Source organism: Nonomuraea sp. NPDC050227, from assembly GCF_044459705.1.
Classification (GTDB): domain Bacteria; phylum Actinomycetota; class Actinomycetes; order Streptosporangiales; family Streptosporangiaceae; genus Nonomuraea.
The window spans coordinates 248,669-274,377 of sequence record NZ_JBITJF010000016.1 but is presented as its reverse complement, the minus strand read 5'-3'; the positions used below and the strand labels follow the sequence as shown (position 1 = coordinate 274,377).

At 72.4% G+C, this 25,709-nt stretch carries 27 protein-coding genes; 14 read left to right on the top strand and 13 right to left on the bottom strand.

Going from position 1 to position 25,709, the window contains the following annotated elements:
- Positions 1 to 112: 112 nt before the first annotated feature.
- From ACIBK9_RS45900 to ACIBK9_RS45890, 3 genes are all read right to left on the bottom strand, one after another.
- Entirely contained in the window at positions 113 to 2,494 is a 2,382-nt protein-coding gene (locus ACIBK9_RS45900) for a protein kinase (RefSeq protein WP_397165319.1), read from the bottom strand.
- A gap of 90 nt (positions 2,495 to 2,584) precedes the next feature.
- Positions 2,585 to 3,733: a S8 family serine peptidase gene (locus tag ACIBK9_RS45895; RefSeq protein ID WP_397165317.1), complete on the bottom strand. Its 1,149-nt coding sequence runs from the start codon at positions 3,731 to 3,733 to the stop codon at positions 2,585 to 2,587.
- Positions 3,734 to 3,823: 90 nt separating this feature from the next.
- Complete coding sequence (locus ACIBK9_RS45890; RefSeq protein WP_397165315.1) at positions 3,824 to 4,096, bottom strand: WXG100 family type VII secretion target; 273 nt, start codon at positions 4,094 to 4,096, stop codon at positions 3,824 to 3,826.
- A 124-nt stretch (positions 4,097 to 4,220) separates the two neighbouring features.
- On the opposite strand from ACIBK9_RS45890, the gene ACIBK9_RS45885 reads away from it, so the two are divergent.
- The 5 genes from ACIBK9_RS45885 (at position 4,221) to ACIBK9_RS45865 (ending at position 9,944) form a co-directional block, all read left to right on the top strand.
- Complete coding sequence (locus ACIBK9_RS45885) at positions 4,221 to 4,940, top strand: SDR family NAD(P)-dependent oxidoreductase (protein ID WP_397165313.1); 720 nt, start codon at positions 4,221 to 4,223, stop codon at positions 4,938 to 4,940.
- 36 nt (positions 4,941 to 4,976) lie between these two features.
- Positions 4,977 to 6,728 (top strand): acetyl/propionyl/methylcrotonyl-CoA carboxylase subunit alpha, encoded by a 1,752-nt coding sequence (locus tag ACIBK9_RS45880; protein ID WP_397165312.1) that lies wholly within the window; start codon positions 4,977 to 4,979, stop codon positions 6,726 to 6,728.
- Positions 6,729 to 6,833: 105 nt separating this feature from the next.
- Complete coding sequence (locus ACIBK9_RS45875) at positions 6,834 to 8,234, top strand: hypothetical protein (protein ID WP_387669012.1); 1,401 nt, start codon at positions 6,834 to 6,836, stop codon at positions 8,232 to 8,234.
- Between the two features lie 103 nt (positions 8,235 to 8,337).
- Positions 8,338 to 8,835 carry a SigE family RNA polymerase sigma factor gene (locus ACIBK9_RS45870; RefSeq protein ID WP_357994599.1) on the top strand — a complete coding sequence of 166 codons (498 nt, stop codon included), beginning with the start codon at positions 8,338 to 8,340 and terminating at the stop codon, positions 8,833 to 8,835.
- Positions 8,832 to 9,944, top strand: coding sequence for a hypothetical protein (locus ACIBK9_RS45865; RefSeq protein ID WP_397165310.1), 1,113 nt, complete (start codon positions 8,832 to 8,834; stop codon positions 9,942 to 9,944). Before ACIBK9_RS45870 ends, ACIBK9_RS45865 begins: the two co-directional genes overlap by 4 nt.
- A 10-nt stretch (positions 9,945 to 9,954) precedes the next feature.
- Here ACIBK9_RS45865 and ACIBK9_RS45860 read toward each other — a convergent pair whose 3' ends face one another.
- The 5 genes from ACIBK9_RS45860 to ACIBK9_RS45840 all read right to left on the bottom strand — a co-directional run bounded on the left by ACIBK9_RS45860 (position 9,955) and on the right by ACIBK9_RS45840 (position 13,792).
- Positions 9,955 to 10,962, bottom strand: coding sequence for a CU044_5270 family protein (locus tag ACIBK9_RS45860; protein WP_397165308.1), 1,008 nt, complete (start codon positions 10,960 to 10,962; stop codon positions 9,955 to 9,957).
- Positions 10,952 to 11,653, bottom strand: coding sequence for an RNA polymerase sigma factor (locus tag ACIBK9_RS45855; RefSeq protein WP_397165306.1), 702 nt, complete (start codon positions 11,651 to 11,653; stop codon positions 10,952 to 10,954). Before ACIBK9_RS45855 ends, ACIBK9_RS45860 begins: the two co-directional genes overlap by 11 nt.
- A gap of 259 nt (positions 11,654 to 11,912) precedes the next feature.
- Entirely contained in the window at positions 11,913 to 12,068 is a 156-nt protein-coding gene (locus ACIBK9_RS45850; protein WP_397165304.1) for a DUF397 domain-containing protein, read from the bottom strand.
- Positions 12,056 to 12,871 (bottom strand): Scr1 family TA system antitoxin-like transcriptional regulator, encoded by an 816-nt coding sequence (locus tag ACIBK9_RS45845; protein ID WP_397165303.1) that lies wholly within the window; start codon positions 12,869 to 12,871, stop codon positions 12,056 to 12,058. The genes ACIBK9_RS45850 and ACIBK9_RS45845 overlap by 13 nt, the downstream gene beginning before the upstream one ends.
- Positions 12,872 to 13,192: 321 nt before the next feature.
- The gene (locus ACIBK9_RS45840; RefSeq protein WP_397165302.1) at positions 13,193 to 13,792 is read right to left on the bottom strand and encodes a dihydrofolate reductase family protein; all 600 of its coding nucleotides are present in this window, start codon (positions 13,790 to 13,792) and stop codon (positions 13,193 to 13,195) included.
- A gap of 179 nt (positions 13,793 to 13,971) precedes the next feature.
- Here ACIBK9_RS45840 and ACIBK9_RS45835 point away from each other — a divergent pair, with 179 nt between their 5' ends.
- The 7 genes from ACIBK9_RS45835 (at position 13,972) to ACIBK9_RS45805 (ending at position 21,350) form a co-directional block, all read left to right on the top strand.
- Entirely contained in the window at positions 13,972 to 15,222 is a 1,251-nt protein-coding gene (locus tag ACIBK9_RS45835) for a 6-phospho-beta-glucosidase (RefSeq protein WP_397165301.1), read from the top strand.
- A complete protein-coding gene (locus ACIBK9_RS45830) occupies positions 15,216 to 16,193 on the top strand; it encodes an N-acetylglucosamine kinase (protein ID WP_397165300.1) in 978 nt (325 codons plus the stop codon). The genes ACIBK9_RS45835 and ACIBK9_RS45830 overlap by 7 nt, the downstream gene beginning before the upstream one ends.
- Positions 16,194 to 16,305: 112 nt before the next feature.
- On the top strand, positions 16,306 to 17,733 hold the full coding sequence (gene ngcE, locus ACIBK9_RS45825; protein ID WP_387669034.1) for an N-acetylglucosamine/diacetylchitobiose ABC transporter substrate-binding protein: 1,428 nt from the start codon (positions 16,306 to 16,308) through the stop codon (positions 17,731 to 17,733).
- Positions 17,734 to 17,736: 3 nt separating this feature from the next.
- Positions 17,737 to 18,618 (top strand): carbohydrate ABC transporter permease, encoded by an 882-nt coding sequence (locus tag ACIBK9_RS45820; protein WP_397165298.1) that lies wholly within the window; start codon positions 17,737 to 17,739, stop codon positions 18,616 to 18,618.
- 1 nt (position 18,619) lies between these two features.
- Positions 18,620 to 19,441, top strand: coding sequence for a carbohydrate ABC transporter permease (locus tag ACIBK9_RS45815; RefSeq protein WP_358282444.1), 822 nt, complete (start codon positions 18,620 to 18,622; stop codon positions 19,439 to 19,441).
- Between the two features lie 2 nt (positions 19,442 to 19,443).
- The gene (locus tag ACIBK9_RS45810; protein WP_397165296.1) at positions 19,444 to 20,580 is read left to right on the top strand and encodes an ROK family protein; all 1,137 of its coding nucleotides are present in this window, start codon (positions 19,444 to 19,446) and stop codon (positions 20,578 to 20,580) included.
- Between the two features lie 8 nt (positions 20,581 to 20,588).
- On the top strand, positions 20,589 to 21,350 hold the full coding sequence (locus tag ACIBK9_RS45805) for a PIG-L deacetylase family protein (RefSeq protein WP_397165294.1): 762 nt from the start codon (positions 20,589 to 20,591) through the stop codon (positions 21,348 to 21,350).
- 10 nt (positions 21,351 to 21,360) lie between these two features.
- On the opposite strand, the gene ACIBK9_RS45800 is transcribed toward ACIBK9_RS45805, so the two are convergent.
- Together ACIBK9_RS45800 and sigJ are read right to left on the bottom strand one after the other, a co-directional pair.
- The gene (locus ACIBK9_RS45800; protein ID WP_397165292.1) at positions 21,361 to 21,861 is read right to left on the bottom strand and encodes a carboxymuconolactone decarboxylase family protein; all 501 of its coding nucleotides are present in this window, start codon (positions 21,859 to 21,861) and stop codon (positions 21,361 to 21,363) included.
- 65 nt (positions 21,862 to 21,926) lie between these two features.
- Positions 21,927 to 22,820: an RNA polymerase sigma factor SigJ gene (sigJ, locus tag ACIBK9_RS45795; RefSeq protein ID WP_397165290.1), complete on the bottom strand. Its 894-nt coding sequence runs from the start codon at positions 22,818 to 22,820 to the stop codon at positions 21,927 to 21,929.
- A 169-nt stretch (positions 22,821 to 22,989) separates the two neighbouring features.
- Here sigJ and ACIBK9_RS45790 point away from each other — a divergent pair, with 169 nt between their 5' ends.
- Complete coding sequence (locus ACIBK9_RS45790; RefSeq protein WP_397165288.1) at positions 22,990 to 23,367, top strand: hypothetical protein; 378 nt, start codon at positions 22,990 to 22,992, stop codon at positions 23,365 to 23,367.
- Here ACIBK9_RS45790 and ACIBK9_RS45785 read toward each other — a convergent pair.
- The 3 genes from ACIBK9_RS45785 to ACIBK9_RS45775 all read right to left on the bottom strand — a co-directional run bounded on the left by ACIBK9_RS45785 (position 23,301) and on the right by ACIBK9_RS45775 (position 25,147).
- Positions 23,301 to 23,804 (bottom strand): GNAT family N-acetyltransferase, encoded by a 504-nt coding sequence (locus tag ACIBK9_RS45785; protein WP_397165287.1) that lies wholly within the window; start codon positions 23,802 to 23,804, stop codon positions 23,301 to 23,303. The genes ACIBK9_RS45790 and ACIBK9_RS45785 overlap by 67 nt on opposite strands.
- Before the next feature lie 60 nt (positions 23,805 to 23,864).
- Entirely contained in the window at positions 23,865 to 24,254 is a 390-nt protein-coding gene (locus tag ACIBK9_RS45780) for a VOC family protein (protein ID WP_397165286.1), read from the bottom strand.
- 80 nt (positions 24,255 to 24,334) lie between these two features.
- Positions 24,335 to 25,147, bottom strand: coding sequence for a helix-turn-helix domain-containing protein (locus ACIBK9_RS45775; protein WP_397165284.1), 813 nt, complete (start codon positions 25,145 to 25,147; stop codon positions 24,335 to 24,337).
- A 90-nt stretch (positions 25,148 to 25,237) separates the two neighbouring features.
- On the opposite strand from ACIBK9_RS45775, the gene ACIBK9_RS45770 reads away from it, so the two are divergent.
- Positions 25,238 to 25,684, top strand: a complete 447-nt coding sequence (locus ACIBK9_RS45770; RefSeq protein ID WP_397165283.1) for a hypothetical protein — start codon at positions 25,238 to 25,240, stop codon at positions 25,682 to 25,684.
- The last annotated feature ends 25 nt before the right edge of the window (positions 25,685 to 25,709 follow it).

The window sequence follows — 25,709 nt, the reverse complement described above, 5'->3', positions numbered from 1 at the left end:
TCCCGGCCGCAGGAGGCTTCGGATCCATGAGGCGTCCGGCAGGTCACGCCATGCCCGATGGCCCACCGGGCATGGCGTGGGAGATCCTTCCGACCTCGGCTCCGTGTCGGGCCTAGCCGCAGTTCCCCCAGTCCGCACTGGTGTTGCCGGAGCCCGCGCTGCCCGCGTAACGCACGCACTTGCCCTTGGCGGGGAGCTTGACCGGGCCGGCGTAGTACTCGTAGTTGCCGCTGTCGGTGCTGCTCGGGCCGCCCTGCACCTCCAAGGTCGCGCTGACCGGGGACGCCTTGCCGACGTCGGGGCCGGACTTGAGGGTGACCACGCAGTTCTGACCCGTGCTGCTGCTGTAGAGCTGGTACGTCGTGCCGCCGGCGAACGGGGTCGACCGCTGGACCACGAAGCCGGATCCGCACACCTGCGTCGGCGTGTAGGGGTTCGGCGTCGGCCTGGTCGCCGGCGGTGCGGTGGTCTTGGCAGGCTCCGGCGCCTGGGTGGGCCTCTGGGGGTTGGGCTCCGGCGCCTTCGTGGGCGTCTGGGTCGGCGCAGCCTGGATGGGCTTCTCGGTCGGCTTCTCGGTCGGCTTCTCCGTGGGCTTCTGCGTCGGCTCCCCGGTCGGCTTCTCGGTCGGCTTCTCCGTGGGCTTCTGCGTCGGCTCCTCGGTCGGCTTCTCCGTGGGCTTCCCGGTCGGCTTCTGGGTGGGCGTCTCGGTCGGCTGCTGCGTCTGCGTCGCGGAGGGGGTCGGCGTGACCGTCCTGGTGACCGTGGTTGTCGGCTCCGGCTCCTTGGTGGTCTTCCGCTCCGGCACGGTCGGCTGGATCGTCGGGACCGTCAGCTGCTGGGTCGCCGTCGGCGTCGGCACCGTGGTCAGCACCGGCACCTGCGGGGTGTCGGCGGAGGTGTCGTCGTCCGGCAGCACCAGCGGGCCCACGCCGTCGTCGTCGGGGGACGGCGTGGTCGCCCAGGGGGCGGTGACCTCGGGCTGGGGCTGCGTGGGCACGGTGGTGACCGCCTTCTGGGCCGCCGCCGCCGCGCCCGAGCTGGGCGACGCCGAGCCCGCCGCGGCGGCGGGCTCGAAGGTGACACTGGAGGAGTAGCGGCTCGCGCCCCACAGGCCGATCGCCGACAGCAGCATGACCGCGACCACACCGGCGACCAGGCCGATGGGGAACGGCTTGCGCGCCGGTCCGGTGCTGCCCGCACCGGCCATCGCGGGCTGCGCCGGCTCCACGGGCGGGTTCTGCGGTCCGGACGGCGGCCCCCAGGCGGCCTGCACGGGCACCGGCGGGTACTGCACCGGGACGCCCTGCACCGGCTCGTCGTTCACGGGAAGGTGCTGCATCGGACCGGGCTGCATCGGGCCTGGCTGGATGGGGCCGGGCTGCATGGGCTCATGCCCCATCGGGCCCTGCGGCGGCACACCGGGCACGAACGGGCCGGGCTGCATCGGGTCGTGCGCCATCGGGCCGTTGGGGATCGGGCCGTTCGGGACCGGGCCGTTCAGCATCGGGCCGTTCGGGACCGGGCCGTTCGCCATCGGGCCCGGCTGCATCGGGCCGTTCGGGATCGGGGCGCCCTCGATGGCCAGGGGCAGCACCGGGGGCTGGCCCGGGACCGGAGGCTGGCCCGGCACGGGGGGCTGGCCGTCGATCAGGGTGACGAGCTCCGCCGGGTCGGACGGCGCCATCGGCGACGGCGGCATCTGCACCGGCACGCCCTCGATCGGCGCCGCCGGCATGGGGGCCTTGTCGTCCCCCAGCAGGCGCAGCAGCGCCGTGTACGTCGTGGGCCGCCCGGACACGTCCTTGGACAGCGCCGCGAGGACCGTCTGGCGCAGCGGATCGGGCAGCCCGTCCACCTTGGGCTCGTCCGTGAGCACGGCGTGCGCGTCCTGGCCGAACGGCGCGGAGCCGGTGGCGGCGAACACCACGGTCGCCGCCCAGGCGAAGACGTCGGCGTAGGGCCCGTACTGCAGGCCGTTGAGCTGCTCGGGGGCGCGGTAGCCGACCTCGCCGGCCGGGTCGCCGATCTCGATGTCGGTGACGCGCAGCCCCTCGCCGGTGAGGATCACGTTGTCGGGGGTGAGCCCTCGGTGCGCGAATCCGGCCAGGTGCACCGCGGTCAGCGCGGTGAGCATGCCGACCGCCACGCGTTCGAGCGCGTCGCCGGTCAGCGGGCCGTCGGCGGCGACGGTCTCGGCCAGCGAACGTCCCTCGACGTGCTCACGTACGACGTAGAGCAGGCCGTCCTGGACGCCGGCGTCGAGCGTGCGGGCCACATACGAGCTGGACACCCGGCTGACGTCCTTGAGCCGGGTCACGAAGTCCGGGTCGGCCGCGGGGTCCACGGTCAGCGTCTTGATGGCGACCGGATCGGCGTCCTCGGACTCCTTGCCCAGATGAACGGCGCCACGCGGGCCCTGTCCCAACAGGCTCACGATCTCGTGATCGCCGATCCGCTCCGGTACTGCTGCCTGGGGGGAGTCCTTCTCCACCATGACCGTCCTTTCAGGAGTCCGTCATGATCAGAGACATTTAACCAAATAAGCCCCATAAGCATCAGCAGTTTCGGGCGGCCACTCTTACAGTTAACCGTCAATTCTCCCGATATCCGGCGGCGAGCCAGGGCGCCAGCGCCGCCTGCGTCCCATGGGAACGAACACCCAGGCCGCCAACGCCACCCCGACCAGCGAGAACCCGCCCGCCGCGACCACCGTCGCGACCTCCATCGACCGCTGGTCCGGCGGCACGGCCTTGCGCACGACGGTCGCGGGCAGCGGCGGCGGCACCGGCGGCGCCACGGCCACCTGCTCCGACGGCAGCACCGCGGTCACCGCGAGCAGCGGGTTCACCATCCCGGCGCCGGTGCCCGTCCCGGACGCGCCGTCGGCGGTCAGCGTGATGCGCCTGCGCACCTGGAGCTGCGTCAGCCCGGGATGCCGCGCGCGGACGAGCGCGACCACGCCCGTCACGTACGGGGCGGCGTAACTGGTGCCCTTCAGGGCGGACTGGTACCCCTTGAGCGGCCAGGTCGAGCTGACGCCTTCTCCCGGGCCGAGCACGGCGACCGCGTTGGGGTTGGAGAACGTCGAGCGCCCGCCGTCCGGGGTCGCCGAGCCCACCGACAGCACCCCGTCGTACGCGGCGGGGTAGGAAGGGGTCGAGGTGCCGTCGTCGTTGGACAGGTTGCCGGCGGCGGCGACGATCACCACGTCCCGCTCCAGCGCGTAGTCGACGGCCGCCTTCAGGTCGGGGGTGTTGGAGGCCTCGACGGAGACGTTGATCACGTCGGCGTGCTCGTCCACGGCCGTCTTGATGGCCTTGGCCAGCAGGCCCACGTCGCCCCTGTCGCCGGTGACGTACTTGATCGACAGCAGGCTCACGCCGGGGGCGACGCCGTGGAAGGGGATGTCCTTGCGCGGCTGGCCGGCGATGAGCCCGGCGACCGCCGTGCCGTGGCCGACGCAGTCGCGAAAGCCGGTGTTGGTGAGGTCGGCCTTGCCGCCCAGCCGGATCTGGGGGTGGGTCTCGTCCACGCCGCTGTCGATGACGGCGACCGTGACGCCCCGGCCCGTGGTCAGCGGCCACACCTTCTCCGCGTTGACCCGCCGCTGCGCCCAGGTCTCGGCGATCGCCATGGTGGCCTTCTTGGGCGTGCACCGCACGGGCGCGGCCTGCGCCGGCGCCGCCGCGAACTGCAGGGCGAGCACGCTCGCCGCCAAGGCGCGACCAATCATGGAGAAAGAGCGTAGCCTGCCCGATCCGGGAGGAAAGCTCCCCTCACGACGGAAGAAGCCCCGGCGGCGGGCCAGGGCCCCTGTCCGTGCTCACTGCGTGGCGGACTCGATGTTCCGCTGGTACGTGCCGATGACCCGGGAAGCCTCCTGCAACTCCTCGGTCATGCGCTGGAAGGCCGTGCGGTAGTTCTGCCAGGCCTGACTGAAACGCTGGGCTCCCGTACCTGTCCACGCAGTGCCGACCTTGGCCGCCTCGCGGTCCAGGGCGGCCATGATGGTGCGAACCCCCTCGGACTGCTGGCTGAACTGGCTGGCCATCTGCTGCATCTCTGTGGGGTCGCCGCCGAGCATATTCGGGCTCATGCATACCTCCTGGAACTGATGAAAGCGCCCTCACCATAAAGCGGGCCACCGCCCGTCGCCCCCGTTATGCCGAGCGGCTATGGTCGTCCAGAGGATTATTCGGATCTAAAGGAGTGATCCACTCATGCGCGAGGTCGTGGTGACGGGTGGCGGCACCGGCATCGGTTACGCGATCGCCGAGGCGTTCGCCGCCCTCGGCGACCGCGTCACGATCACCGGCCGGCGCGAGCACGTGCTGAAGGAGGCCGCCGCGCGACTGGGGGCGGCGTACGTGCCGTTCGACGCCGCGAGCCCGGCCGCCGTCCAGGGCGCGCTCGACAGCCTGCCCGCCCACGTGGACGTCCTGGTCAACAACGCCGGGGGCAACACGAACCTGGAACGCGAGCAGTCCGGCGACCTGGCGGACGTCGCCGAGGCGTGGCAGGCCAACCTCAACGCCAACCTGCTGTCCGCCGTGCTGGTCACGACCGCGCTCGCGCCGCGCATGGGCGAGGGCGGCCGGATCGTCTCCATCGGCTCGATCGCCGCGCGCGGCACCGGGTCCGGCTCGTACGGCGCCGCCAAGGCCGCCGTCGAGTCCTGGACCGCCGACCTGGCCGCCGAGCTGGGCCCCCGGGGCATCACCGCCAACGTCGTGGCTCCCGGCCTGGTGATGGAGACCGAGTTCTTCCGCGGCAGGCTCACCGAGGAGGGCATCACGGCCCGCGTGCGGAACACGCGTAACGGCCGCCCTGGCACCCCCTCCGACGTGGCCGATACCGTTCTCTTCCTGGCATCCGCGGGAGCCGGGCACATGACGGGGCAGGTGCTGCATCTGAACGGCGGCGCGTACCTCGGCCGCTGAGCACTCACGAGGACCACGAGGAAGGGACGAAGGTCGGTGCGGAAGGTTCTGATCGCCAATCGCGGCGAGATCGCCGTACGGGTGGCCCGCGCGTGCACGGACGCGGGGATCGGCAGCGTGGCCGTCTACGCCGACCAAGACATCGACGCCCTGCACGTCAGGGTGGCCGACGAGGCGTACGCGCTGGGCGGGCAGTCCCCCGCCGAGACCTACCTCGACATCGCCAAGCTGCTCGACGTCGCCGCGCGCTCCGGCGCCGACGCCGTCCATCCCGGCTACGGCTTCCTGGCCGAGAACGCCTCGTTCGCCGAGGCCGTCATCGAGGCCGGCCTCACCTGGATCGGGCCGCCCCCGGCCGCCATCGCCGCGCTGGGCGACAAGGTGCAGGCCAGGCACATCGCGCAGAAGGTCGGCGCGCCGCTGGTGGCCGGCACCAAGGACCCGGTCTCCGGCGCCGAGGAGGTCGTGGCCTTCGCCGAGAAGCACGGGCTGCCGATCGCGATCAAGGCCGCGTACGGCGGCGGCGGCCGCGGCATCAAGGTCGCGCGCAGGCTGGAGGAGGTCGCCGAGCTGTACGAGTCCGCCGTGCGCGAGGCCGTGGCCGCCTTCGGCAGGGGCGAGTGCTTCGTCGAGCGTTACCTCGACCGTCCCCGGCACGTCGAGACCCAGTGCCTGGCCGACCACGCGGGCAACGTGGTCGTGGTCAGCACCCGCGACTGCTCGCTCCAGCGCCGCCACCAGAAGCTGGTGGAGGAGGCGCCCGCGCCGTTCCTGTCGCCGGAGCAGATCGACATCCTCTACACCAGCTCCAAGGCCATCCTGAAGGAGGCCGGCTACGTCGGCGCCGGCACCTGCGAGTTCCTCGTCGGCCAGGACGGCACGATCTCCTTCCTGGAGGTCAACACCCGCCTGCAGGTCGAGCACCCGGTGAGCGAGGAGGTCGCGGGCGTCGACCTGGTGCGCGAGATGTTCCGGATCGCCGACGGCGAGCTCCTGGGCTACGACGACCCGGCCCTGCGCGGCCACTCGATCGAGTTCCGGATCAACGCCGAGGACGCCGGCCGCAACTTCCTGCCCGCCCCCGGCACGCTGACCGCCATGCGCGTCCCGGCCGGGCCCGGCGTCCGCCTCGACTCGGGCTACGAGGCCGGGATGACGGTGCCGCAGACGTTCGACTCGCTGGTGGCCAAGCTGATCGTGACCGGGCGCACCCGTCACGAGGCCCTCGACCGGGCCCGGCGGGCGCTGGCCGAGTTCGAGATCGACGGCATGCCGACCGTGCTGCCCTTCCACCGGGCGGTCGTGACGGACCCGGCGTTCACGTCAGAGCCGTTCGCCGTGCACACGCGGTGGATCGAGACCGAGTGGGACAACCCGGTCGAACCGTATGCGGGTGAGGTGGCCGCGGCTCCGGCCGCCCCGGCGGTGCGGGAGACGGTGACGGTCGAGGTCGGCGGCAAGCGCCTTGAGGTGGTGCTCCCGGCCGGGCTCGGCATGGCCGGGCCCGCGCCCGCCGCGGCCAAGGCGCCGCGCCGCGCCGGCGGCGCGCGGAAGCACGCGACGGCCGGCGGCGACGCGCTGGTCAGCCCGATGCAGGGCACGATCGTCAAGGTCGTCGCGAACGACGGCGACGTGGTGAGCGAGGGCGACACGGTCGTGGTGCTGGAGGCCATGAAGATGGAGCAGCCGCTGACGGCCCACAAGTCGGGCACCGTCACGGGCCTGTCGGCCGCCGTCGGCCAGACCGTCACGTCGGGCGCCACGATCTGCGAGATCAAGGACGCCTGAGCCCGCTCCCCTGTGTCTGCGCGCCGTCGCAGGCAGGTAACGTGCCCAGTGAGGAACTTTGCCGACCGCCCGTTCGTCCTCATGGGCGAAGGAGGCTTGCTGCCAATGACCCATTCGCTGCGCCGAGCAGGGGCCGCGATCGCGGCTCTGATCGCCGGGCTGTTCGTCGTTCTCACGCTGTCCCCTGCCGCCAACGCGGCGGCGGCGCCACCTGACGCACAGACTGTGGTGCAAAACTGGAAGAAGGCCCCGCTCTACGTGGTGTCGGGCTCCCCCTTGAGCTCCAGCCAGCAGAGTGACATCAACGACGCGCTGAAGGACGCCGACAGCAAGATCTACGCTGTCGCGCTGCCCGACGGCACCTTTGACAACTCCACCGTCGGGCCGTACCTGTCGTCGCTGGGCAAGGCGCTGGTCGAGGCCGGTCGCCCCCGGGTGACGGTGGTGGTGTTCGACGGCGAGACGATGTTCGCCGGGTCCAACGCCCTGCGGAACAACCTCGCCGGCCAGCTGGTCAAGCTCTCGGTGGACGCCAACTCGGGCGACATCGTCGCGGGCGTGAAGGACTTCGCGAACCGGGTCGACGCGGCGGGCAAGAACGACCGCAGCGGCGCCCTCAGCCCCAGCAGCCAGGCCAACCCCGGCGCCGGCGGCCAGTTCGCGCTGGTGGCCCTGCTCGGCCTGCTGGTGGTCGGCGGTGGCGGCTACTTCCTCTACTCCAAGAACAAGAAGAAGAAGCGCGCCATCCAGGAGGCCAAGGACCTCGCCGCGGTCAAGCAGACCGTGGAGGAGGACGTCACCAAGCTGGGTGAGGAGATCACCGAGCTCGACACCGACGTCACCCTCGCCGGCCAGGGCGGCGGGCACATCACCGAGTGGCAGCAGGCGCTCGACTCCTACGAGAAGGCCAAGGTCCAGCTCAACGCGGTCCAGCGGCCCGACCAGGTCCGCGAGGTCACCCAGACCCTTGAGGACGGCCGTTACGCCCTGGCCGTGGTGAAGGCCAAGGTCAACAACCAGCCGATCCCCGAACGGCGCGCCCCCTGCTTCTTCAACCCGCAGCACGGCCCGTCGGCCCGTGACGTGCGCTGGGCCCCGCCCGGCGGCGCGGTGCGCGACGTGCCGGCCTGCGCGATGGACGCCGAGGCCGTCGAGCGCGGCTTCGACCCGCAGATGCGCGAGGTCATGGTCGACGGTCACCGTCGCCCCTACTACGACGCGGGCCCGGCCTACCAGCCGTACGCCTACGGCTACTACGGCGGCTTCGGCGACATCATGACCGGCATGTTCATCGGCACGATGATGGGCAGCATGTTCCACGGCGGCTGGGGCGGCGGCGGCTACGGCGCCGGCTACGCCGAGGGCTACCAGGACGGCGGCGGCGGCGACCTCGGCGGCGGTGACTTCGGTGGCGGAGGCGACTTCGGCGGCGGAGGCGGCGGCTGGGGCGACTTCGGCGGCGGCGGCGACTTCGGTGGCGGCGACTTCGGCGGCGGCGACTGGTAAACCCCTGCGCCGACCCTGACGGGCGCGCCCTCCCTTTCCGGGGGGCGCGCCCTTTTCGCGTTCCGGTGTCAACCTTCCCGGCCCGCTTCCGCGTTGAGGCCATGTGAGTGATCCATCCGACGACGCCTCCTACGCCGCCTTCGTGGCGGCGGCCTGGGACAGGCACATGGCCGTCGCCGTCCTGCTCGCCGGCGACCGGCACCGGGGCGAGGAGCTGCTGCAGGACTGCCTGGTGCGGCTGTACGTCCATTGGCGGCGGGTGCGGTCCGCCGATCCGCACGCCTACCTGCGGCGCATGCTCGCCAACGGCAACGTCAGCCGGTGGCGGCGGCGACGGCGGGAGGTGCCGACCGCCAGTCCGCCCGAGCACACCGATCCCCGCCAGCAGCTCCACGAGCCGCACGAGGACCTGCGCCGCGCCCTGCTCTCCCTGTCGCCCAGGCAACGGGCGGTGGTGGTGCTGCGGCACTACGAGGACCTGACCGAGAAGGCGGTCGCGGCCGTCCTCGGCTGCTCGGTCGGCGCCGTCAAGAGCCAGCACTCCAGAGCGATGGCGCGCCTGCGCACGGCTCTGCGCGAAGATCAGGAGGCAGCACGATGAAGGACGACCAGGATCTCCTGGCGCGGGCACTGCGTGATCTCGCCCGACGCGAGGGGCCCGCGCCCACGCCCCCGCCGGTGCCCGCGCTGGTGCGACGAGGGCGCCGGGCCAGGCGGATCCGCACCGCGACGCGGGCCGCCGCGGGGGCGCTGCTCGCCTCGGCGGCCGCCTTCGTGATCCTCGGCGGCACCGGGATCGGCGCTGGGGGCGGCCCCGGGGTCGGCACTGGGATCGGCCCCGGGATCAGTACTGAGGGCGCGCCGCCGAGCGCCGTTCCGGCCGGTACGCCGGCGTCCTCGGAAGGAGCGCGCCAGGCGCTGGACGCGCGGTCCGTGCTGCTGGCCGCGGCCGAGTCCGCCGGGCACGGGGCCGCCGCCTCCGGCCGGTACTGGCACGTTCGCGCGCGCACCTCCGAGCCGGTGCGCCACCCGCAGGCGAAGAACCCGCCGTTCTCGGCCAGGGTGACGCACACCCAGGACACCTGGTACGCGGCCCGCCGGGGTGCGCCCAGCCGGACCGTGACCGGCCAGGACCCGAAGGTCGCCTTCGCCTCCCCCGAGGACGAGGCCCGCTGGAGGCGGCTCGGCTCCCCCGACCTGAGCGGCGGAAAGCCATCGAGCAACGACTACGCCATGCAACTCCACTTCCTGATCGGCAACCACCGCTACACGCTCCGCCAGCTGCTCGCGCTCCCGGCCGACGAGGAGAGGCTGGCGGGCCTGCTGCGGCGGCTGTTCGACGAGGAGAAGCCCGGCGACTGGTGGCCCGCCAAGCCGACGTTCACCTCCTATGTGTGGACGACGGCGCAGGACCTGCTCGCCGGTCCCATCAGCCCGGGAACCCGGTCCTCCCTGTATCGGCTGCTCGCCGGGCAGCCCGCGATCAGATCGCTGGGCGAGGTCACCGACCCGCTGGGCCGCACCGGCGTCGCCCTGACGCTGACCACGCCGGGCAGCGGTGAGGGCGCGGGCGAGTCGCGCCTGGTCGTGGACGTCGCGACGGCGCGGTTGCTCGCCTACGAGTTGCGCCCCCCGGGGCGGTCCGAGCCGCTGATCCAGACCACGTACGAGGAGATGGGCTGGGTGAACCGCCTGGGCGCACGTCCGTAGCGGCCTGCGGTCAAGGGAGCCGGCCTGGTTCGTCCACCACGCCCGCCGCCAGGTCGGCGCTCGCGTAGAACGTGCCCTTGCGGGCCGTCACCTCGCCGCCGATGACCTCGTCCTGGAGGTTGTCCACGCGCCTGCCGAGGAAACGGTAGGTCGCGGCGTCCAGCACCAGGTACGACCGCGAGACGATCCGGCCCTGCGCGTCCCGCGTCGACCCGCCGGGGACGGAGCCGGCGGGCTCGTAGGCGACGCCGATCCCCGCCCGGCCCGCCGCGTCCCGTACGCCGAGGTCCACCCGCACTCCGGGCAGCTCGGCGAGCGCGCGGAAGACGGCGGCCTCGACCCGCGGCGGCATGGGGACGCCCGCGTCGAGGTAGACCGACAACACGCGGAACGCCCGCGCGTCCGGCTGCTCGGCGTCCGCGCCCTTCGGCAGGGCCGACCAGTGCCGGTCGCCCCTGACGTGGTCCAGCAGCGCGGCGGGATCGGTGGGCAGGTCGGCGAACTTGGCCGCGTACTGCCGGGGTGTCAGGTCGTCGTCGTCCGGTTCGGGGGTGATGTCCTGGAATTCCAGGGGGCCGCCGTTCTGGCGGAGGGCCTGGCGGGTGCCGTCGTACCGGGTCCAGTATTCCTGGACCGTGCCTCGCTCCTCGCCGGGCTGCTTGACCAGGTCCTTCCGGTACAACCACTGGTCGGGCCGCGGCTCGTGGCGCCGGCGGCGTCCCTCGGCCACCAGGGCGGCTTGGCGCAGCACGGTCTCGGCCCGTACCGGCATGGTGGTCATGGCGGCGGGCGGGGGCGGAGCCGGGGTGTGGGAACCGTTCACCGCCACGACAACGGCGGCGGCGGCTGTCGCGGCGGCCAGCAGCGACGGCACCGCCCAGAACCGGCGCCGCTTCCGGGCCGGGGCCTGGCCCGGCGCCGGGGCGAGGGCTCGGGCGCGCACGGCGCGCAGGCGGTCGGCGTCGGGTTCGGGGGCGTCCGCGCGCAGCTCGCGCAGAAGCGTGAGGTCATCGTCCACGGCCGGGGTCCTCCTCGTCGGTGTCGTGGATGGCTGAGCGCGCGGCGTCGCGGACGGCCGGAGGTGCGGCGTCGCGGACGGGTGAGGGCACGGGGTCGGGGATGGTTGAGGGTGTGGCGTCGTGGAGGGCTGACGGGTCGATGCCGCCGAGGGCCGCCCGGGTCTTCCTCCTTGCGCGGTGCAGGCGCGACCGCACGGTCCCGATCGGGACGCCGAGCGCGCGGGCGACCTCCCCGTAACTGAGGTCCGCCCAGGCGATCATCAGCAGCACCTCCCGGTCCGGCGGCGACAGCGTCGCGAGCGCCCCCGCCAGCTCGCGATGCGCCGCCCCGGCCGACACGCGGGCCGCCACCCGGTCGGCGTAGCTCTCGGCCACCGCGTCGAGGCCCGTCCTGGCCAGGGCGCGGTAAGCCCTGGTCTCGGTACGGCGGTGCTTGCCGATCAGGTTGGCGGCGATGCCGTACAGCCAGGGGCGGGCGTCGCGGTGGGCGGTGTCGTAGCGGGCGAGACGGCGGAAGGCGTCCAGGAACGTCTCGGCCACGATGTCGTCGGCCAGCGAATCGCCCAGGCGGCGGGTGACATATCTGTGGAGCGCGGGGGCGTGCCGGTCGTACAACGCCGAGAAGGCGGCGGGGTCGCTGCGGGCACGTCTGATCACCTCCGCGTCGTCCACCTCGGTGTCCTGCGTCAAACTCTCGACTCCGTTCTTCGGACTGAACATCCCCATTCACCCGATAGGACGGATCCGGTTCTCGTGTGACTCTGCAAGGATTTCGCCGATGGGCGCGGCGGCGCTCAGGGGGCGCCCACGTGGGTGCAAGCTCCACCCCCCGACGGGGAGCTACCGATCCCCGCGCCCCTTGGAGGAACCCGGCTCCGAAGTGGCAGACGCCTGCCCTCAGATGTCGAACTCGCCCTGGTTGGCGCCGTGCAGGAACGCCTTCCACTCGTCAGGAGTAGAAGACCAGCGCCGGGCCCTGCGGGGTCTTGCCGTCACGGACGGCGATGATCCCCGGAAGGTTGGTCGCGACCTCGACACACTGCCCTGTGTCGGCGCTGGCGCTGGACTTGCGCCATTCCGCTCCGCGGAGGTCTACTGGGTCCATTTTTTGATCGCCTCCTCAATCGCCCGGGGTGTGACGTTCTTCGGCTGTGCGTCCGCTCGGATGGTGTCATATCGCTGCTTGAGGCTCATGACCGCTTCGTGATCTCCGGTGACCTGACCGGAGAGGACCGAGTCGGCGGAGACCACCTCCGAGCCGTCGCGCAGCCGCGCCAGTGCGAACGCGCTCATGGTGCCGGCCACGCAACCGGCGGCGACGGGCACCAGTTGAATGGTGATGTTGGAATGGCAGGTGAGTTCCAGCAGGTGGCGGAGCTGCTCCGCCAGGATCTCCGGCCCTCCGACCGGGCGGTGCAGCGCTCCCTCGTCGATGAGCGCGAGAAAGGCCGGAGGGCTGTCGCTGTCGAAGATCCTCATGCGCCGCATGCGGGCTTGGACCCGCTCTTCGACACGATCCCGCGGGACGGCGGTGGAGAAGACGGCGCGGGCATAGCCGGCGGTCTGCAGGATGCCGGGGATCAACAGCGGATCCCAGGATTGCAGGATGACGGCTTGCGGTTCGATCTCCTCGACCCACCGTGCGAACCAGCCCAGAGCAGACGACCGGGAGATCCGCTCATGGAGGCTGGTGAAATGGCCGTCGGCGCCGAACGCCTTGTCCACCTCGCGCGCGAATTCCAGCGTGGGAACCCGCCGGCCTTTCTCGACATGACTGACAAGTGATTCGTGGCAGTGAATGCGTGAAGCAAGCGCGAATTGCGTCAGGTGAGCCGCTTTACGGCGTTCCGCGAGGTCGCGAGCGAAACGCGCTCTGGGCGACAAATGGTCGCTGACATCGGAAGTCATAGCGTCTCCGCAGGTCAAGGACAGGGGATTGCCGTCCAGGCGCGCGCGCCGGGCCACCGTTCATGCCGGATCCGGGCGACAGCGCTTTGCCGCAGGAAACGCCCCGCCGCTTGACGGGAGTTCATGTCACTTCTCCATGCCGTCTCCCTTCGGAAAGGCATGACGCCGGGGCGCGGCGATCGAGCTCCCGAACAAAGCCGGCAGGCGATTCGGCGCGGGCTGGACGACGTGAGCCTGGTGGCCGCGCTGTCGGTCAGGAGCGGCATGCACGCCGCCGATCCGCACGGCCACCGTGACGTATGAGCCGGCCTGGAAGTCCCGCTAGCGGACCACCCGGTACGTCAGGTGCGTGACCAGGGCGGTGCCCATGGGCGGGGCCGCGGGGGTGAGGGTGATGTCGCCGGCGTCGGCCAGGAGGCGTTCGCCGCGGCCGAGGATCACCGGCGCGACGTGCAGGCGCAGCTCGTCGATGAGCCCGGCGGCCAGGTACTGGTTGACGGTGGCGGCGCCGCCGGCGATGGCGATGTCGCGGTCCCCCGCCGCCTCCCGCGCCATGGCGAAGGCGGCCTCGATGCCGTCCGTGACGAAGTGGAACGTCGTGCCGCCCTTCATGGGCAGCGGCTCGCGCGGGTGGTGGGTGAGGACGAACACCGGCGCGTGGTACGGCGGCTCCTCCCCCCACCAGCCGGTCCAGTCCAGGTCGAAGGCGCCGCGGCCGGGGTCGAACATGTTGCGGCCCATGATGAACGCCCCGGCCGCCGTGATGGCCTCGATGACCTCGGCGTGCTTCTCGGGCTCGGCGAACATCCACTCGTGCAGCCGGTCGCCCACGCCGTCACCGAACGGCTGCTCCAGGCTCTGGTTCGGCCCCGCCACGTAGCCGTCGACGGACATCCCCATGTCGCACGTGACCTTGCTCATCCTGGTTCGTCTCCTGTTGTCCGTGGCGCCCGTCCGGCGCCTTCACCAGGGAGTCGGAGCCGGTGCCGGGCTCTCTACACGGTGAGCGGAAATTTCCTGGAACGGGGTGGGAGGAGTCGAATCGAAGGAGGTCGGGTAGGTTCGGCGGTTAGGAAAGTTTCCTAATTGAGGAGTTGCACATGAGACTCGCCGTGATCGGGGGCGGTTCGACCTACACCCCCGAGCTCATCGACGGCTTCGCCAGGCTGCGCGACGAGCTGCCGCTCACCGAGATCGCGCTGATCGACCCGGACGCCACGCGGCTCGACCTGGTGGCGGGCGTGTCCCGCAGGATGTTGCGCAGGGCCGGGCACCCGGCGAAGGTGATCGCCACCGCCGACGTGGCCGAGGGCGTCGCGGGCGCGGACGCCGTGCTCTTCCAGCTCCGGGTGGGCGGCCAGGCCGCGCGGAACGTGGACGAGACGCTGCCGCTGGAGTGCGGCTGCGTCGGCCAGGAGACGACGGGCGCGGGCGGTCTCGCCAAGGCCCTGCGCACGGTCCCTGTCGTGCTGGAACTGGCCGAGCAGGTCCGCGCCCACGCCCCCGACGCCTGGATCGTCGACTTCACCAACCCGGTCGGCATCGTCACCAGGGCGCTGCTGGACGCCGGGCACCGCGCGATCGGTCTGTGCAACGTGGCCATCGGGTTCCAGCGCCGCTTCGCCCGGCACCTCGGCGTGCCGCCGGAGCGGGTCGCGCTCGGGCACGTCGGGCTCAACCACCTGACGTGGGAGCGGTCGGTGGTGGTCGACGGCGTGGACGTGCTGCCGCGGCTGCTCGCCGAGCACGGGCAGGAGCTGGCCGACGACATCGGCCTGCCGGTCGGGCTGCTGCGCAGGCTCCAGGTGGTCCCGTCCTACTACCTGCGCTACTTCTACGCCCACGACCTGGTGGTGAGCGAGCAGCGGGCCAAGCCGTCGCGCGCGGCCGAGGTCGCGGCGATGGAACAGCAGCTGCTGGAGCTGTACGCGGACCCGGCCGTGGACACCAAGCCGGAGCTGCTGGACAAGCGGGGCGGCGCCTACTACTCCGAGGCCGCCGTCGCGCTGATCGCCTCGCTGCTCGGCGACCGGGGCGACGTCCAGGTGGTCAACACCCGCAACGACGGGACGCTGCCGTTCCTGCGCGACGAGGCGGTCATCGAGGTCCCGGCCAGGGTCTCGGCGTCCGGGGCCGCGCCGCTGCCGGTCGATCCGGTGGAGCCGCTGTACGCGGGCCTGATCGCGAACGTCTCCGCGTACGAGGAACTGGCCCTCGACGCGGCGCTGCACGGCGGCGCGGACCGGGTGCGCAACGCGTTGCTGGCCCATCCGCTGATCGGCCAGGAGGCCGTCGCGGACGAGCTGACCGGCCTGCTGCTGGCGGCGAACGAGCGGTACCTGCCATGGTGATCATCGCCGTGGACGCGGGCAACAGCAAGACGCACGTCGTCGTGCTCTCGGGCGACGGCACGATCCTGGCCCAGGGCGACGGCGGGCCGTTCGAGCCGCAGACCGTCGGCGTGCCGGCGGCGGTGGACGTCGTGGAGGAGGCCGTGCGGCGGGCGCTCGGACCGCCAGCGGCTCCCCCGTACGCCGACCAGCTCCACGCCTACCTGGCCGGGGCCGACCTGCCGGTGGAGGAGGAGGCCCTGGCGGCCGAGTTCCGCGCCCGCGGGATGGCGGCCGACGTCGTCGTGGGCAACGACAGCTTCGCGCTGCTGCGGTCGGGGGCGTCCGGGCCGAGCGGCGTCGCGGTGGTGTGCGGCGCGGGCATCAACGCGGTCGGCGTCTCGCCCACGGGCGGGGTGGCCCGCTTCCCCGCGCTCGGCCGGATCAGCGGCGACTGGGGCGGTGGCGGCGGCCTGGCCGAGGAGGCGTTGTGGCACGCCATCCGCGCCGAGGACGGCCGGGGCGCGCCCACCGCGCTCGCCGGCCTGATCAAGGAGCACTTCGGCACACGGACGGTCGAGGAGGTGGTGCTCGGGGTGCATTTCGGGCAGATCGAGCGGCATCACCTGACCGCGCTCGCCCCCAAGGTGTTCGAGGCCGCCGCGTCGGCTGACGCGATCGCGCTGGAGCTGGTCACCCGGCTGGCCGACGAGATCGTGGTGATGGCCGAGGTGTGCCTGCGCCGCCTGGACCTGCTGGAGACGCCGACGGAGGTCGTGCTGGGCGGAGGCGTGCTGCACGCGCGCATCCCGCTGCTGGTCGCGATGCTGGAGGAGCGGTTCGCCGTACGGGCTCCGCTGGCCAAGCAGGTGATCCCGGACCAGCCGCCGATCGTCGGGGCCGCGCTGAACGCCCTGGACCGCATCGGGGCCTCCGAGGAGGCCAAGGCTCACCTTCGAGCCCAGTTCCAGGAGGTCCGGGCAGCGTCCTGAGAATCCGAGCGCAGTTCTAGAGAGGTATTGACGCACGTGGAGCGGTAAGTCTAGAGTCAGCCGCCAACCGTCTGGAAAGTATCCGGACGGTTGGCGGTCAAGGAGGCCCCCCATGTCCACCAACCCCAGCCGACGTGAGGTTCTTCGACGTATCGGACTCACCGCCCTGACGGCGGGCCCGGGCGCAGGGCTGCTCGCCGCGTGCGCCACGGGCCGCTCCGCCGCTCCGGTCGCCTCCACCTCGGCCGCGCCCACCTCGGCCGCCAACCCCCTCGGCGTGGACGCCGCCAGACAGCTGGAAGTCGTGATCTTCAGCGGCGGCAACGGCGACGGCTACGCGACCGACCTGCACGAGGCCCTCTACAGCAAGGCGTACAAGACCGCCAAGATCAAGCACGTGCCCACCCAGAAGGTCGGCACGCAGCTGCGCCCCCGCTTCATCAGCGGCGACGCGCCCGACGTGGTCAACAACTCCGGCCCCGACGCCCTCGACCTGCAGTCGCTCGTCGCCGAGGGGCACCTCGCCGACCTGACGCCGCTGTTCGACGCCCCCTCCCTGGCGGACCCGGCCAAGAAGGTGCGCGACACCCTGGTCGGCGGCGTCTACGAGAACTCGCTGATCGACGGCGTGCCCCGGGTGCTGCAGTACACGGTCGCCCACCGCGCCCTGTGGTACAACGCCAAGCTGTTCGACCAGCGCGGCTGGCAGGCGCCGAAGACGTGGGCGGAGTTCAACGCCCTCGGCGAGGAGGCCAAGAAGGCCGGCATCGCGCTGTTCGCCTACCCGGGCCAGGTCGGCCCGTTCTACCAGCTCTGGAACCTGGTCTACAGCGCCGCCAAGATCGGCGGCAACAAGGTGATCGTCGACATCGACAACCTCGCCGACGGCGCCTGGCAGGCCGAGCCCGTACGGCAGGCCGTCGCGGCGTGGGCGCAGGTGCAGCGCGACTTCGGCGACAAGGCGTACTTCGGTCTCGACCACACCCAGACGCAGGTCAAGCACCTGCAGGACAAGGTGCTGTTCTACCCCTGCGGCTCCTGGCTGGAGAACGAGATGGCCAAGGACCGGCCGGCCTCGTTCGAGTACGCGATCGCCCCGGTGCCCAGCATCACCGCCGCCGACGCGATGCCGTACGAGGCGATCATGATCGGGGTGAGCGAGGCGTTCTTCGTGGCGGCCAAGGGCAAGAACCCGCAGGGCGGCCTGGAGTACCTGCGCATGATGTTGTCGCGGGAGGGCGCGCGCGGCTACACCGAGCTGACCAAGAACCTCACCGTCGTCAACGGCGTGGTGGACGGCCTCGACCTGACCTCGGCCGTGCGCAGCGCGGCCAAGGCCCAGGAGGCGGCCGGGACGAACATCATCACCGACGCCCGCTTCGAGGGCTGGTACAAGGAGCTGTTCGACCACGGGCAGGTCCAGACCAACTCGGTGATGTCCGGACGCATCACGCCCGAGCAGTTCTGCGCGAACATGCAGAAGAAGGCCGACGAGCTCAAGGCGGACTCCGCGATCGCCAAGCAGACCAGGAGCGTCTGAGCGATGAGGCGGCACGGCTTCGTCGCGGGCTTCCTCGCCCTGCCCGTGGTCCTCTACGCGGTGTTCGTGATCAGCCCGTACGTCCAGGCGTTCCAGATCGCGCTGACGGACTGGCGCGGGGTGTCGGCGAACCTGAACTTCGTCGGCCTGGACAACTTCCGGCGGATGCTCGGCAACGACGCGTTCTGGCAGGCGGTCCGCAACCACGCGATCCTGCTGGTCACGCTGCCGTTGGTGACCATCGCGCTCGCGCTGGTCTTCGCGTACCTGCTCGGCGACTCGGCGGGCACGCCGGGAGCCCGGTTCTACCGGGTGATCTTCTTCCTGCCGCAGGTGCTGGCGGTCGCGGTGGTCGGGGTGCTGTTCAAGGCCGTCTACCGGCCGGACGCGAGCGGCGTGCTGAACGGCGCGCTGGCGAAGCTGGGCGTCGAGCCGGTCGGCTGGCTGACGGACCAGAACCTGGCGCTGTGGTCGATCATCGCGGTGATGGTGTGGCAGGCGGTCGGCTTCTACGTCGTGCTGTTCTCGGCCGGGATGGCGGCCATTCCGAAGGACGTGTTCGAGGCGGCCGCCCTCGACGGCGCCGGGCGGCTGCGCACGTTCTTCTCCATCACGCTGCCCCTGGTGTGGGACACCGTCCAGGTGGCCTGGGTCTATCTGGGGATCGCCGCGTTCGACGGGTTCGCGCTGGTCAACGTCCTGTCGGTGGAGCAGGGCGGGCCGGACGGCGCGACCACCGTGCTGGCCACGGAGATCTACAAGAACGCCTTCTCCTACTCCCGGTTCGGCTACGCCTCGGCCATGGGCGTGGCGCTGTTCTTCCTGACCCTCACCTTCGCCGCGCTGACGTTGCGCGTGACCCGCCGCCAGAAGGTCGTCTACTGAAATGTTCCGAAAAATCAGCATCCAGGCTGTTCTCGGCCTCTGGGCGTTGCTCATCATCGCCCCGCTGCTGTGGACCCTGCTGGCCTCGTTCAAGAGCAACGCCGAGATCTTCGGCGACGCCCTGCAACTGCCCGGCGAACTGCGCTGGGACAACTGGGCGCGGGCCTGGGAGCGGGCCAACATCGGTCGCTACCTGCTCAACACGGTCATCGTGGTCTTCTTCGGCGTGGCCGGGACGATGCTGCTCAGCTCGATGGCCGCGTACGTGCTGGCCCGCTACCGCTTCCCGGGCAACCGGCTGGTCTACTTCCTGTTCGTCTCCGGCATGGCCTTCCCGGTCTTCCTGGCGCTCGTGCCGCTGTTCTTCGTGGTGGACGGGCTCGGGCTGCTCAACAGCCACGTCGGCCTGGTTTTGGTCTACGTCGCCTACTCGCTGCCGTTCACGGTGTTCTTCCTGACGTCCTTCTTCAGGGCGCTGCCGGACGCGGTGGCCGAGGCGGCGATGATCGACGGGGCCTCGCACACCCGCACGTTCTTCCAGGTCATGCTGCCCATGGCCCGCCCGGCGCTGGTCAGCCTGACCATCTTCAACGTGCTCGGCCAGTGGAACCAGTACCTCATCCCGCTGGTCCTGCTGCCCGGCGACAAGAGCCTGTGGGTCATCACCCAGGGCGTGGCCGACATCTCCACCATCGCCGGGTACGAGGCCGACTGGCCCGGACTGTTCGCCGCCCTCAGCATGACGGTGCTTCCCGTCGTGCTGATCTATATCGTCTTCCAGCGACATATCCAGTCCGGGCTGACCTCAGGAGCGCTGAAGTAGGAATGTCTTCAGGAAACCCCACCGTCTTCCGCACGCTCAACGAGCGCGCCGCGCTCACCCTGCTCCTTGAGCACGGCGGCCTCACCCGCGCCGAGCTGGAACTGCACACGGGCCTGTCCAAGGCGTCGGCGGCCGAGGTGCTGCGCAGGCTGGAGAACAGCGGGCTGGCCAGGAAGGCCGGCCTCAAGCCGGGCAACGCCGGGCCGGCCGCGCAGATGTGGCAGCTCGACGGCTCGGCCGCGCGCGTCGCGGGGGTCGATCTCACCACGAGCTCGATCGAGGTGTCGGTCGCCGACCTGACCGGCCGGGTGCTCGGCACCCATCGCACCGAGGCGACCGGCGACGCCCGGCGGCTGCTGGCCGAGACGGTCGCCGCGGCCGGCTTCGAGCTGGACCGGCTCGACCAGGTCGTGGTGGGCGTGCCGGGCGTGGTGGAGGCCGACGGCCGGCGGCTGCGGCAGGCCGTGCAGCTGTCGGGCTGGTCCGGCCTGGACGACCTGCCGGGCAACGTGCGCCTGGAGAACGACGTCAACCTGGTCGCCATCCGCGAGCTCCAGGAGCACGACGACAGCAGCTTCGTGCTGTTCTGGGTGGGCGGCGGGGTCGGCGCGGGAGTCGTGCTCAACGGCGCGCTCTGGCGGGGCGTCACCGGGCGCGGCGGCGAGGTCGGCTCGGTCATCGTGCCCGACCCGGTGACCACCGGCCGCCGCTACGGGCAGGACGGCGGGCCGCTCGGCGCGCTGCTCGGCGCCGAGCCGCTGGCCGCGCTGGCGCAGGCGCACGGCCTGCCCGGCGACCCCGCGCTCACCGCCGTGAGCCGCACGCTGGCCGAGGCCCCCCAGGGCTTCCTCGACGACGCCGCCGCGCGGGTGGCGCTCGGCGTGACGGCCGCGATCGGGGTGCTGGACCCGGGCCTGGTCGTGCTGGCCGGGCCGCTGTGCGTCGCGGGAGGCGAGCCGCTCAGGGCGCGGGTCGCCGACCGTCTGGCCTCGACGCCGCTGGTGCCGGTGACCGTCGCCCTCAGCGCCGTGAACGGCAACGCCGTGCTCGGCGGCGCTCTCAGCTACGCCCTGGACCTGACCCGCGAGCGGGTCTTCCAAGCCGGTACGGCCGGTCGTACCGGTGAATCCAACCCCTAAGGACGCACATGTTGAGAACCCTCGTGATCGCCGCTCATCCCGACGAGCCCGAGATCTACGCGGGCGGCACGGCCGCGCTGCTGGCACAGGCCGGCCACGCGGTGAAGTTTTTGACGCTCACCAACGGCGACGCCGGGCACCACGAGCTGGAGCGCGGCCCGCTGGCGCGCCGCCGCGCCGAGGAGGCGTGGCGCGCGGCCGACGCGCTGGGCGTGGTGGACTACGAGATCTTCGACGTGCACGACGGCATGCTGGAACCCACCGTCGAGCTGCGGTTGCGGGTGCTGGCGCAGATCCGCGCCTGGCGGCCCGACCTGGTGATCGCCCTGCACGCCGACGGCGGCGGCCACCCCGACAACCGGGCCGCCGGGCAACTGGCCGCGCACGCGGTCGAGTTCGCGATGACGCGCAACCTGGAGGTGGGCAAGCCGGCCCTGCGGCGCATGCCGGTGTGCCTGCTCATGACGGACTACGCCTCCGCCCCCGTCCACCGGCCCGACGTGGTGGTGGACGTGTCCTCGGTGCTGACGGCCAAGCTCGACGCGTGCCTGGCCCACGCCTCCCAGTTCCTGGAGTTCGCGCCGTGGCAGCGGGGCTTCCTGGACCAGGCGCCCCCGCCCGGTGACGTGGCCGCCGGACGGGCGTTCGTGCTCGAACACTGGGCGGAGTTCCTGAAGGAGGAGACCTTCCAGTTCGCCGGCTACGGCAGGAAGGCCGACCGGGAAGAGGTCGGCCGCCTGCTCGCCGGGACCGCCGCCCCGGTCGCGTAGCGGCCCGGCGTCAGCCGGTGTAGTTCTTGCCGGGGGGCCTGCCGGGGATCGGCTTGGCTATGACGGCGACGGGGATGAAGAAGCAGATCTGGCCGATCGCCAGGACGAGCGTCCACAGGGCCTTGTCGTCGTAGTGGGCGGCCGCCCTGGCGTACAGCTCGTCGGGGACGCGTTCCCCGGCCGGGTTCGCGGTGAGGACGGCCTCCACCAGCTCCAGCGCCACCCGTTCGGCGCCGGAGAAGTAGGGGGCGTCCCGCCACGACGCCACGGCGGCCAGGCGCTCGTCCGGCTCCCCCGCCCGGCGCAGCAGGTCGGCCTGCCGGACCGTGTGGTACGTGCTGCCGACGATCTGCCCGGCGCGCAGCTGCACCAGGCCGACGGTGCTCCCCGGGATCGCGCCGTTGCGGGTGGCCTTGGTCATGGCCACCGCGATCTCCCCCAGCTCGGGGAAGAACCTGGAGGGATCGGGCAGACGCGACTGGAGGTTCTCCTGCTCGGTCGTCGTGGACATCGGCTTCCCTTCTGCTGCGATCGTGTCTCGGCGGTCCGACGACGCAGCGTCCGGGAATGTGAGGGTCAGGCCGCCGTCCAGGGGTGCAGCTTGTCGGGGTTGCGCACCGCCCACAGCCGCTTGATCCGGCCCTCCGCCACGTCGAACGCCACGACCATCACGGTGACCCCGTCGCGCTGGGCCACCAGGCCGGGGCGGCCGTTGACGGTGCGCTCCAGCAGCGTCATGGCCGGCGCCCTGGTGGCGATCTCGACGGCGTAGCGGGCCACCCGCGCGGCGCCCTCGATCGGCCGCAGCACGGCGTTGACCACCCCGCCGCCGTCGGCGACGCCGACCACGCCGGGGTCGAGCAGGGCGATGAGGGCGTCGATGTCCTTGGCCTCCCACGCCTGCTTGAACTCGCGGACGATGCCGGCCTGCCGGGCCGCCGGCGTCACCGAGGTCCGCGCGGCGTCGACGCGGTGCCGGGCGGAGGAGGCCAGCTTGCGGCAGGCGGCCGGGGTGCGGCCGACGATCGCCGCCACCTCGGCGAAGGGGTAGCGGAAGACGTCGTGCAGGACGAACGCGACCCGCTCGGCCGGCGTCATCGACTCCAGCACGACGAGGAAGGCCATGTTGACCGACTCGTCCAGGGTGACCCGGTCGGCGGGGTCGTCGCCGGCCCATTCCGTGCGGTCGGGCAGCGGCTCGGGGATCCATTCGCCCACGTAGCGCTCGCGGCGGGCGCGGGCCGAGCCGAGCACGTCCAGGCAGATGCGGCCGGCGACCCTGGTCAGCCAGGCGCCCGGCGACTCGATGGCCTCCTGCTGCCCGGGGGACATGGCGTACCAGCGGGTGTAGGTCTCCTGGACGACGTCCTCGGCGTCGGCCAGCGAGCCGAGGAGGCGGTAGGCGAGGTTGATGAGCTGCCGGCGCTCGCTCATGATCGCGTCCAGGCCGGGGTCGGGTGCGGTGGTCATGATGTGGACGACTCCCTTAGTCGCATTTGCCCTAGTGTGTCCGACGAGACGGCGCTCCCGGATGTGAGGTCACCGCGCCACCTCACATATCCGGCGGCCACGTCGTCGGACTTTTCGAAGGCAAGCCCCAGAAGCGGACCGCCGTCACCCGGCGGTCGAGGAGTACCCCATGTTGCTACGTGTCGCGATCATCCTGCAGACCCTGGCCCTGTTCGCCGCGCCGGTCACCGCCGGGCTGCTGTTGTCGGTGCCCAACGGGCAGCCGCTGCACAGCGCCGCCGCGTACACGGTGTTCGTCGTGGCGGTGCTGCACCTGGTGGCCGCGATCCTGGCGTGGCGGCCGGGCGGCGGCTCGCCGAAGCCGATCATGCACGCGGCCGGGTTCCTGGTGCTGGTCAGCGCCCAGGTCGCGCTGGGCATCGCGCACGTGACGGCCCTGCACGTGCCGCTGGGCGTGCTGCTGTTCGCCGGCAGCGTGCTTCAGCTCAGCCGGGTCTGGACGGCGCGGTCCAGCGACCGGGCCAGCCGCACGCTCTCCTCCGTGTAGCCGAGAGCGGCGTAGAACCGGCGGGCTGTGGTGTTGGCGGCGCCCGTCTCCAGGGTGAGGTGGCGCAGCCCCTGGTCACGGGCCCAGTCCTCGGCCGCCGCCATGAGCCGGCGGCCCAGGCCAGCGCGGACGGCGTCCGGGGCGACGGCCAGCTCGCCGACGTAGGCGTCCTCGTCGCCGGTGAAGTGCCGCTGCCGGTCCACCGAGACGACGCCGACCACCCGGGAGCCGCGCACGGCGACGAAGACCGCTCCCCGTCGTTCCCCCGCCGCGGCGACGGACCCGGCGAGCCACCGCTGCGCCGCCCGTACGGCCGCGCCGGGGTCCCGCCAGGCCGCGACCCCCTCCGCCAGCCGGGGCGCCAGCGCCAGCACCCCCGGACGGTCCTCTTCGCGGTAGGGCCGGATGCGGACGTGCGCCTGAGCCATGTCCTCCATGCCGAGCAGCATGACAGGCCGGACCTGCGGGAAAAAAGGGCCACCGCGCCGCCCGGCGCCTCAGCGCAGGTCGCCGGTGAGGATCCACAGGTGGCCGTACGGGTCGCGGAGGCGGCCGGAGCGCAGGCCGTAGGGCCGGTTCTCGATCGGCACGAGCGTCCGCGCGCCCTGGGCGGTCATGCGCTCGCCGATGGCATCCGGGTCGGCGACGACGATCTCCAGGAGCACCGGCGAGCCGCCCAGGTCGTCCGGCGAGAGCCAGCCCCAGTCGGCGACGGCGGGCGAGACCCGGAACGCGGCGCCGCCGAGGCGGTGCTCGATGACGGTGGGCCGCCCGTCGTCGCCCGGTGCGGCGCGGAACACCTCCTCGCTGCCCAGGGCGTCCCGGTAGAAGGCGGACGCCCGGTCGGGGTCGGGCACGATGAGGCGAGGAACGAAGTGCAGGTCCATGTGGCCATCGTGGCGGCGCGCGGCGGCCGGAGTCTTGAACAAACGGGCACGGACCACGGCGGGCGCCGCAGGCCCGGGGGTCAGTGTGGAACTGCAGGAGGCGGGGCGGGCGGGCCTTCGGCGCGCAGCCATTCCGTGGGCGTGCAACCGGCCATCGCGCGCCACTCCCTGGTCAGGTGCGCCTGGTCGGCGAAGCCCGAGGCGGCGGCCACCTCCGCGAGCGCCGGCCGTCCGGAGCGCGCGGCGGCCACCAGCCGGCGCCGGGCGGCCTCGAAGCGGACGAGCCGCTGGTACTCCTTCGGCGTCACCCCGAACTCGCCGCGCACCGCCCCGCTCAGGTGCCGCCGCGAGCACCCGAGCAGCCGGGCGGCCTCCTCGACCCGGGCGGTCCCGGACAGGGCCGCGAGCGTGGCCCGCGAGGCGCGGCGGGCGGTGCGGTCGCCGTGGCGGGCCAGCCCCGCGAGCAGACGGTGTTCGACCAGGGCGCGGCGCTGGGCCCAGGACCGGCAGCCCGCCAGCCGCTCCGGCAGGTCGGCCAGCGCCGGGACGACGTCGGCGAGGTCGGCCACCTCCCCGGCCAGCGCCGAGGCGGGGACCCCGAGCAGGGCGGCGGCGCCCGGCGGAGTGAGCGTCAGCCACACCCCGCGCGTGCCCGCCCGCTGCCGCAGCTCGGCCGCGTCGAGGTGCAGCCCGGCCACGGCGGCGCGCAACCGCCTACCCGGCCCCGGCCGCCCGAGCCAGGCGATGTCGACCGGGCCGTCCTCGGGGATCGTGACCGACAGCGTGGACGACGGCAGCCCGCGATGAACCCCGCCCGAACCGGGCCCGAGGTCGTAGGCGGCCAGCGTCGTCACGTACGGCGACAGCGCGGCGGGCATTCCATCGGCGCTCACCCTGCCACGGTACGGCCCGCCGGCCGCCCGCCGGTCCCCCAGGTCCGGCGCGCGGGTGACGGGCGGGCCGGTCGGGGTAGCGGCCAGGGCATGCACACACTCGTCAAGGGACTGATCGCGGGAGCGGCGGGCACCACGGCGCTCAACACCGTCTCCTACCTGGACATGCTCGTCCGGGCGCGGGCCGCCAGCAGCACGCCGCGGCAGGCCGTGGCGAAGTTGTCCGGCCTGACGCACACCGACCTCGGCGACGGCGACCGGGCCGCCAACCGCACGGAGGCGCTGGGCTCGCTCATGGGGTACGCGACCGGCATCGCCTCGGCCATCGCCTACGGGTTCCTGTCGGGGCGGCGCAGGTCGTGGCCGGTCGGGGTGCTGGCGCTCACCGCTCTGGCCATGTCCGGCTCGAACGTGCCGCTGACGTTGCTCGACGTCACGCATCCGAGCGAGTGGCCGGCGGACGCGTGGGTCTCCGACGTCGTCCCGCACCTCGCGTACGGGATCACGGCGTACGCGGCGTACGAGCTGATGCGCTGACCTGGGCGCGTCCGGCGGATTCTGT